Raw genomic sequence first — 8,475 nt, forward strand, 5'->3', positions numbered from 1 at the left:
CCTCCGTGGTGGAAATACCGGGGTGTAGCAACAGCTCACCCATGCGGCTCTGACAACGATGTTAACCCGCGTTAAATATCCCACGTTGGCCAGCATCTGTCTCACGGAAAGTCATACTGCCTTACATGATATGTTGAATCCTACAAAAGATACCAATTGGAATTCCACGTGTATCTATAAATCCAGACATAAGATGTTGCCTGTTAATCTTACTCAGGAAACACTTTTCAACTCCAAATCTCAGGATAAACATGCGCTTTTCCCCATTTTTACTGCGAGTTGGCGAGCTTATCGTATAATGAATAAGGGTGCTTAAGTAAAGGAAAACATCACCGTTCCTGGCATCCTGGGCGGTGATGCCCCTATGGTTGCCCTCGCCAGCGCGGGCATCGGCAAAGCGTAAGGTTCAAAAGCGATTTACCACTTCATGCGATTGTTGCGTTTTTGTTGCGCATTAGATCACTTAATTTGCTTTACATCTCCCGTAAACACTTTTCTGCGATACAATGCCTTTACGTTATGTAACGGAGAGTTCGGCATGTCACACCCCGCGTTAACGCAACTGCGTGCGCTACGCTATTTTAAAGAGATCCCTGCCCTGGATCCGCAACTGCTCGACTGGCTGTTGCTGGAGGATTCCATGACAAAACGTTTTGAACAGCAGGGAAAAACGGTAAGCGTGACGATGATCCGCGAAGGGTTTGTCGAGCAGAATGAAATCCCCGAAGAACTGCCGCTGCTGCCGAAAGAGTCTCGTTACTGGTTACGTGAAATTTTGTTATGTGCCGATGGTGAACCGTGGCTTGCCGGTCGTACCGTCGTTCCTGTGTCAACGTTAAGCGGGCCGGAGCTGGCGTTACAAAAATTGGGTAAAACGCCGTTAGGACGCTATCTGTTCACATCATCGACATTAACCCGGGACTTTATTGAGATAGGCCGTGATGCCGGGCTGTGGGGGCGACGTTCCCGCCTGCGATTAAGCGGTAAACCGCTGTTGTTAACAGAACTGTTTTTACCGGCGTCACCGTTGTACTAAGAGGAAAAAAATATGGAGTGGAGTCTGACGCAGAATAAGCTGCTGGCGTTTCATCGCTTAATGCGTACGGATAAGCCAATTGGCGCGTTACTGCTGCTCTGGCCAACATTATGGGCGTTGTGGGTGGCGACACCGGGCGTTCCCCAGCTCTGGATCCTGGCGGTATTTGTCGCGGGTGTCTGGCTGATGCGCGCTGCCGGATGTGTGGTGAATGATTATGCTGACCGAAAGTTTGATGGTCATGTTAAGCGCACGGCGAACCGACCACTTCCCAGCGGCGCGGTAACAGAGAAAGAGGCGCGCGCGCTGTTTGTAGTGCTGGTACTGATTTCGTTTTTACTGGTACTGACGCTGAATACGATGACCATTCTGTTGTCGATTGCCGCTCTGGCGTTGGCGTGGGTGTACCCGTTTATGAAGCGGTATACCCATCTCCCGCAAGTGGTGCTGGGCGCGGCGTTTGGCTGGTCGATTCCAATGGCTTTTGCCGCTGTGAGTGAGTCGGTGCCATTGAGTTGCTGGTTAATGTTCCTCGCCAATATTCTCTGGGCGGTGGCTTACGACACGCAGTATGCGATGGTTGACCGCGATGATGATGTGAAGATTGGCATTAAATCCACGGCAATCCTGTTCGGCCAATACGATAAATTGATTATTGGTATTTTGCAGATTGGCGTACTGGCACTGATGGCGATCATCGGTGAGTTAAATGGCTTAGGCTGGGGATATTACTGGTCAATTCTGGTGGCTGGCGCGCTGTTTGTTTATCAACAAAAACTGATTGCCAACCGCGAGCGTGAAGCCTGCTTTAAAGCATTTATGAATAATAACTATGTTGGTCTGGTACTATTTTTAGGGCTGGCAATGAGTTACTGGCATTTCTGATGATGTAAAAAAGCCGGATGATCATCGGCTTTCTTCTGGGTTGCCTGATGCGCGGCGCTTCTCAGGCCTACACAACACATCGCAATTTATTGAATTTGCAGATTATGGAATGCCGGATAAGGCGTTTTCGCCGCATCCGGCAATTCTCTCTGGTTACCCTTCGCCCTGCGTCGCACTCTCAATCGTCAAACGCACGTCTGATGTAATCAACTCCGCCAGCAACTGATAAACCTTCATCGTTTCTGCCGGTTCGGCATCGCCGCTATCGCTGATATACCCTTCATCACGCAGCGTCAGCACCAGAGAACTGAACACCGCCTTGTCGAAGAACTCCGGCGCGTTGATACCGTGCAGCACGGAGAGACGTTGCGCGACGGTGCGGCTCTCTTTCTCCAGCGTACCGCGGTTGATCGACGGGTTAGCGCTCAACAGCCAGAAGGTGATGGCATAACGTTGCAGCGTTTCGCGCGCGCCTGCGGCCAGCAGCTGTAGCGTGCGAGAATGCGACGGGTTGATATGCAACTCATCATCTTGCAGGGTAATCAGCCCCTGACGTTGCATCTCATTTGCCAACGCATCAATAACGTCCGGCAACTCGTCGCGATCCCAGCGCAGGAACAGCTCCGCTTTCAGCATTGGGTAAAGCACATTGACGTGCTCCATCAATACGTCGCGGGAGATGTGGCGATGCTGGGTGACAATTGCCGCCATCAGCGAAGGCAGCACCAACATATGCGCAATGTTGTTGCGATAGTAGGTCATCAGCACCGCTTGCTCGCGCGGCAGAATGATGATGTCGCCGATAGTGTCTTTCTCAACTTCAAACTTGTTCATTTGCAGCGCGTGATCGATAAGCTCGCTGGCGCTGGCTGAAGGAACGGTAGAGTCCGTGGAGTAAGGTACGTTGCGCATCAGATCCAGGTAGCAGTTGAGTTGCTCGGTTAACTGCTCGCGGGTAAGTGAGCGCTGACGTGATGCCAGTAGCGCGGTACAGCAGAGGTTCATGGCGTTTGCCGCGCCTGCGTTGTTAATGCGTACCATCAGATCGGCAGCAATATTATTGACCGTCGGCGTTAACCATGCCGGACGCACCGCTTCGATGGGATCGATAGATTCACGCCAGTCAGGTACATGCTGGTTAAGGTAGGTCATCAACGGCATTGGTTCACCGAAGTTGACGTAACCCTGACCGAGATTACGCAGCTTGCTTAAACCGCGCAGCATCTGCGGCAGGCTCTCTTTCTCTTTCGTCGCACCGCGCAGTTCTTTGGCGTAAGTACCCACTTCCATGACGTGCTCATAACCGATATAGATCGGAATCAGCGTAATCGGACGCGTGCCGCCACGCAGCATCGCCTGAATGGTCATCGACAGCGTACCGGTTTTCGGATCCAGCAAACGCCCCGTACGGGAACGACCGCCTTCCACGAAATACTCGACGGAATAACCACGGCTGAACAGTTCGCCGAGATACTCACGGAAAACGGTGGAATAAAGTTTATTGCCTTTAAACGTACGGCGAATAAAGAACGCCCCCAGACGGCGGAAAATCGGCCCGGCCGGCCAGAAATTCAGGTTGATCCCGGCGGCGATATGCGGCGGCACCAGCCCCTGGTGGTACAGCACGTAAGAAAGTAGCAGGTAGTCCATGTGACTGCGGTGGCAAGGCACATACACCAGCTCATGACCGTCGTGGGCCAGCTGGCGAACGCGCTCGGCGTTATGGACGTTGATGCCCTGATAAAGTCGGTTCCAGGTGAAGCCCAGAATGCGGTCAGTCAGGCGGATCATCTCGTAAGAGAAATTCGCCGCAATCTCTTCCATCAGCGCAATCGCGTTCTGCTGCGCTTTTTCATGGGAGATTTTTTTGCTGCGCGCTTCATCTTCTACCGCTTTGGCAATGGCGCGGGAGGCGAGCAGCTTATTAAACAGATCCTGACGAGCAGGCAGACGTGGGCCCACAGCAGCCAGACGTTGACGGGCAAAGTGCATACGCGCCACGCGCGCCAGTTTCTGTGCGATAGTTTTATCCGTGCCGTGTTCATCCGCCATACGGCGCAGCGAAACTGACGGCGAGAAACGCACAAAACTGTCGCGACCGAGCCACAGTACGGCGAAAAATTTCTGTACGCCGTTAAGCATACGCAGCGGCGGGTTTACTTCGCCTTTTTCACGCCCCGGCGCGCGACCAAACATCACCGATACTGGCACCATCTGCACATCCAGATTTGGGTTGCTACGGTGCAAATCGAGATAGTCGTGGAACAGCTTAATAGACTCTTCTTTCGGCGTGTAATAGGTGAATACACGCGGCCCGCCGTGAATGAACACATAGCGCGGCAGTAGCGTGCCGTCGATTTCCAGCGGCTCTAACGGGTCAGGCAAGTCATGAGCCAGACACTGGGCGCGTAACGTCAGCAAATCTGCTTTCGAGTTGTACGGTAAAACGTACATAATTGGACGAGAGGTATCCAGCCCCAGTTCCGGGGCAGGATCTGCCGGAATAGACTTGCTTTTTACTAGGATGCTTAATGGTAAATTCAGTAATTTGTAGTAAATTCGTGGCCAGCCGGACATAAACGATGTAAAGCCTCTGGTTAATAATGCAAATGCGCGGCAAGGATAGCAGAAAGTCATGGGAAATTCTGTGGTATCCGCTCATGTTTCGCGCGGCGTTACGCAAACCCGAATCATCGGATTTAACGGTACACTGATATTGACGCTCATAATGTAAAAAGGTTCTTTCAATGGCCAATAATACCACTGGATTCACCCGAATTATCAAAGCTGCTGGCTATTCCTGGAAAGGTTTACGCGCTGCATGGATCAACGAAGCGGCATTCCGTCAGGAAGGCGTAGCGGTATTGTTGGCGGTGGTCATCGCCTGCTGGCTGGATGTGGACGCAATTACCCGCGTGCTGCTTATCAGCTCCGTGATGCTGGTGATGATTGTGGAAATCCTCAATAGCGCCATCGAAGCAGTGGTTGACCGAATTGGCTCTGAATACCATGAGCTTTCCGGACGCGCAAAAGATATGGGATCCGCCGCGGTGCTGATTGCGATTATCGTCGCCGTGATAACCTGGTGCATCCTGTTATGGTCGCATTTTGGATAACCCTTCCAGAATTCGATAAATCTCTGGTTTATTGTGCAGTTTATGGTTCCAAAATCGCCTTTTGCTGTATATACTCACAGTATAACTGTATATACACCCAGGGGGCGGAATGAAAGCGTTAACGGCAAGGCAACAAGAGGTGTTTGATCTCATCCGTGATCACATCAGCCAGACAGGTATGCCGCCGACGCGTGCGGAAATCGCGCAGCGTTTGGGGTTCCGTTCCCCAAACGCGGCTGAAGAACATCTGAAGGCGCTGGCACGCAAAGGAGTTATTGAAATTGTTTCCGGCGCATCACGCGGGATTCGTCTGTTGCAGGAAGAGGAAGAAGGGTTGCCGCTGGTAGGTCGTGTGGCTGCCGGTGAACCGCTTCTGGCGCAGCAGCATATTGAAGGTCATTATCAGGTCGATCCTTCCTTGTTCAAGCCGAATGCTGATTTCCTGCTGCGCGTCAGCGGGATGTCGATGAAAGATATTGGCATTATGGATGGCGACTTGCTGGCAGTGCATAAAACTCAGGATGTACGTAACGGTCAGGTCGTTGTCGCACGTATTGATGACGAAGTTACCGTTAAGCGCCTGAAAAAACAGGGCAATAAAGTCGAACTGTTGCCAGAAAATAGCGAGTTTAAACCAATTGTCGTTGACCTTCGTCAGCAGAGCTTCACCATTGAAGGGCTGGCGGTTGGAGTTATTCGCAACGGCGACTGGCTGTAACATATCTCTGAGACCGCGATGCCGCCAGGCGTCGCGGTTTGTTTTTCATCTCTCTTCATCAGGCTTGTCTGCATGGCATTCCTCACTTCATCTGATAAAGCACTCTGGCATCTCGCCTTACCCATGATTTTCTTCAATATCACCGTTCCGTTGCTGGGACTGGTCGATACGGCGGTAATTGGTCATCTTGATAGTCCAGTTTATTTGGGCGGCGTGGCGGTTGGTGCAACGGCGACCAGCTTTCTCTTTATGCTGTTGCTGTTTTTACGCATGAGCACCACCGGGCTGACTGCGCAGGCTTATGGTGCCAAAAATCCTCAGGCATTAGCCCGTGCGCTGGTGCAACCGTTGCTGTTGGCGTTGGGGGCAGGGGCGTTAATTGCGCTGCTGCGTACACCGATTATCGATCTGGCACTGCATATTGTTGGCGGTAGTGAAGCAGTCCTGGAACAGGCGCGGCGCTTTCTTGAAATCCGCTGGTTAAGCGCACCGGCGTCGCTGGCGAATCTGGTATTACTTGGTTGGTTACTCGGCGTGCAATATGCCCGTGCGCCAGTAATTTTGTTAGTGGTCGGCAATATCCTCAACATTGTGCTGGATGTCTGGCTGGTGATGGGGCTGCATATGAACGTGCAGGGCGCGGCGCTGGCGACTGTTATTGCGGAATATGCAACATTGCTGATTGGTCTGCTAATGGTGCGTAAAATCCTCAAACTACGCGGAATTTCCGGCGAAATGCTGAAAACTGCCTGGCGAGGAAACTTCCGTCGCTTGCTGGCGCTTAACCGCGATATCATGCTGCGTTCGCTGTTGTTGCAACTCTGTTTCGGCGCGATCACCGTACTTGGTGCGCGACTGGGGAGTGACATTATCGCTGTTAACGCGGTTCTGATGACGCTACTCACCTTTACCGCCTATGCGCTGGATGGTTTTGCCTACGCGGTTGAAGCGCATTCCGGTCAGGCGTACGGTGCGCGCGACGGTAGCCAGTTGCTGGATGTCTGGCGGGCAGCGTGCCGCCAGTCGGGGATCGTAGCGTTACTGTTTTCGGTAGTTTATTTGCTGGCAGGGGAACACATCATTGCGTTGCTGACGTCGTTAACCCAGATTCAGCAGCTGGCCGACCGCTATCTTATCTGGCAGGTGATTTTGCCGTTGGTTGGCGTCTGGTGTTATCTGCTGGACGGCATGTTTATAGGCGCAACGCGCGCAGCCGAAATGCGTAACAGTATGGCGGTGGCCGCCGCAGGTTTTGCGCTGACGCTCCTTACGCTGCCGTGGCTGGGTAATCATGCTTTGTGGCTGGCGTTAACCGTCTTTCTGGCGTTGCGCGGGCTTTCTCTGGCGGCTATCTGGCGGCGTCACTGGCGCAACGGTACCTGGTTTGCCGCAACGTGACGGTTAAAAATTCTGAATAAATAATCCTAAGCCAAATTGCTGACTACACTTAATCTCACGTTCAGAAGAAAAGTGAACGTACTCTCATTCACAACCTAACGATGAGGTCTTGATTATGAATAAAGATGAAGCCGGCGGTAACTGGAAACAGTTTAAAGGTAAAGTGAAAGAGCAATGGGGCAAACTGACCGATGATGATATGACGATCATTGAAGGTAAACGTGATCAACTGGTCGGTAAAATCCAGGAACGTTATGGTTATCAGAAAGATCAGGCAGAAAAAGAGGTCGTGGATTGGGAAACCCGCAATGAATATCGCTGGTAATTAATCCCTCCTGCCCGACGTGTACAAGGATGTACGCCCTCTTAACGCGATTTCTTTTTCACCTGCACAGAGTGATCATGCTGGCACTGTTCAGGATGACGACACGCTTCCACTTCCACGCATGCCGCACAGAGCCCATGTGCTTCAATCACATTATGCCGCAGGGCAAACCCCATTTTTGCCGCCAGCGTATGCATGATGTCTTCCACGCCTTCTGCACACTCTTCTTTCACTGCGCCGCAGCGATCGCAAATAAACATGGCTGAAGTATGGGTGGACTGGTCGAACAGATGACAGAGCACATAACTGTTGGTGGATTCCACCTTATGCACAAAACCTTGCTCAAGCAGAAAATCCAGCGCGCGATAAACCGTTGGCGGCTTGGCTTGCGGTTCAGCTTCGCGCAGTAAATCAAGCAGATCATAAGCGCTGATAGCGCCATCCTGCAGACTCATCAGGCGCAACACTTCCAGGCGCTGTGGGGTCAGGCGCACATTACGCTGCGCGCAGATTTTTTCAGCCTGCGCTAATAACTCCTGCGTTGTGGTCTTTTCCATCGGGCACCTCAAAGTGGGGGTTAAGAATGTCCTTACTTTACCATGTTCCAGGAAAAACACCGAGAACCCTTATTGTTGCCGTAATGGGTAATGACTCCAACTTATTGATAGTGTTTTATGTTCAGATAATGCCCGATGACTTTGTCATGCAGCTCCACCGATTTTGAGAACGACAGCGACTTCCGTCCCAGCCGTGCCAGGTGCTGCCTCAGATTCAGGTTATGCCGCTCAATTCGCTGCGTATATCGCTTGCTGATTACGTGCAGCTTTCCCTTCAGGCGGGATTCATACAGTGGCCAGCCATCCGTCATCCATATCACCACGTCAAAGGGTGACAGCAAGCTCATAAGACGCCCCAGCGTCGCCATAGTGCGTTCACCGAATACGTGCGCAACAACCGTCTTCCGGAGCCTGTCATACGCGTAAAACAGCCAGCGCTG

The 8,475-nt window shown here is 52.1% G+C and carries 8 protein-coding genes and 2 pseudogenes; 7 read left to right on the forward strand and 3 right to left on the reverse strand.

Features of this window, described 5'->3' with window-relative positions; all coding sequences use genetic code 11:
- Positions 1–109: 109 nt before the first annotated feature.
- From BGK49_RS25465 to ubiA, 3 genes and pseudogenes are all read left to right on the forward strand, one after another.
- Positions 110–316: pseudogene (locus tag BGK49_RS25465) on the forward strand (SopA family protein); the annotation flags it as partial.
- 222 nt (positions 317–538) lie between these two features.
- Positions 539–1,036: a chorismate lyase gene (gene ubiC, locus BGK49_RS05310; RefSeq protein WP_001295693.1), complete on the forward strand. Its 498-nt coding sequence runs from the start codon at positions 539–541 to the stop codon at positions 1,034–1,036.
- A 12-nt stretch (positions 1,037–1,048) separates the two neighbouring features.
- Complete coding sequence (gene ubiA, locus BGK49_RS05315) at positions 1,049–1,921, forward strand: 4-hydroxybenzoate octaprenyltransferase (protein WP_000455227.1); 873 nt, start codon at positions 1,049–1,051, stop codon at positions 1,919–1,921.
- 153 nt (positions 1,922–2,074) lie between these two features.
- Here ubiA and plsB read toward each other — a convergent pair whose 3' ends face one another.
- Entirely contained in the window at positions 2,075–4,498 is a 2,424-nt protein-coding gene (gene plsB, locus BGK49_RS05320; protein WP_004988121.1) for a glycerol-3-phosphate 1-O-acyltransferase PlsB, read from the reverse strand.
- Between the two features lie 170 nt (positions 4,499–4,668).
- Here plsB and dgkA point away from each other — a divergent pair, with 170 nt between their 5' ends.
- The 4 genes from dgkA (at position 4,669) to BGK49_RS05340 (ending at position 7,478) form a co-directional block, all read left to right on the forward strand.
- Positions 4,669–5,037 (forward strand): diacylglycerol kinase, encoded by a 369-nt coding sequence (gene dgkA, locus BGK49_RS05325; protein ID WP_000002907.1) that lies wholly within the window; start codon positions 4,669–4,671, stop codon positions 5,035–5,037.
- 109 nt (positions 5,038–5,146) lie between these two features.
- Entirely contained in the window at positions 5,147–5,755 is a 609-nt protein-coding gene (lexA, locus tag BGK49_RS05330) for a transcriptional repressor LexA (protein ID WP_000646078.1), read from the forward strand.
- Positions 5,756–5,827: 72 nt separating this feature from the next.
- Positions 5,828–7,153 carry an MATE family efflux transporter DinF gene (gene dinF / locus BGK49_RS05335; RefSeq protein ID WP_005029179.1) on the forward strand — a complete coding sequence of 442 codons (1,326 nt, stop codon included), beginning with the start codon at positions 5,828–5,830 and terminating at the stop codon, positions 7,151–7,153.
- Positions 7,154–7,268: 115 nt separating this feature from the next.
- Entirely contained in the window at positions 7,269–7,478 is a 210-nt protein-coding gene (locus BGK49_RS05340) for a CsbD family protein (RefSeq protein ID WP_001030593.1), read from the forward strand.
- Between the two features lie 41 nt (positions 7,479–7,519).
- Here BGK49_RS05340 and zur read toward each other — a convergent pair whose 3' ends face one another.
- A complete protein-coding gene (gene zur, locus BGK49_RS05345; RefSeq protein ID WP_005029183.1) occupies positions 7,520–8,035 on the reverse strand; it encodes a zinc uptake transcriptional repressor Zur in 516 nt (171 codons plus the stop codon).
- A 101-nt stretch (positions 8,036–8,136) separates the two neighbouring features.
- A pseudogene (locus BGK49_RS05350) lies at positions 8,137–8,475 on the reverse strand (IS1-like element IS1B family transposase); the annotation flags it as partial.

This window comes from Shigella sp. FC1544, assembly GCF_001722145.1.
Taxonomy (GTDB): domain Bacteria; phylum Pseudomonadota; class Gammaproteobacteria; order Enterobacterales; family Enterobacteriaceae; genus Escherichia; species Escherichia coli.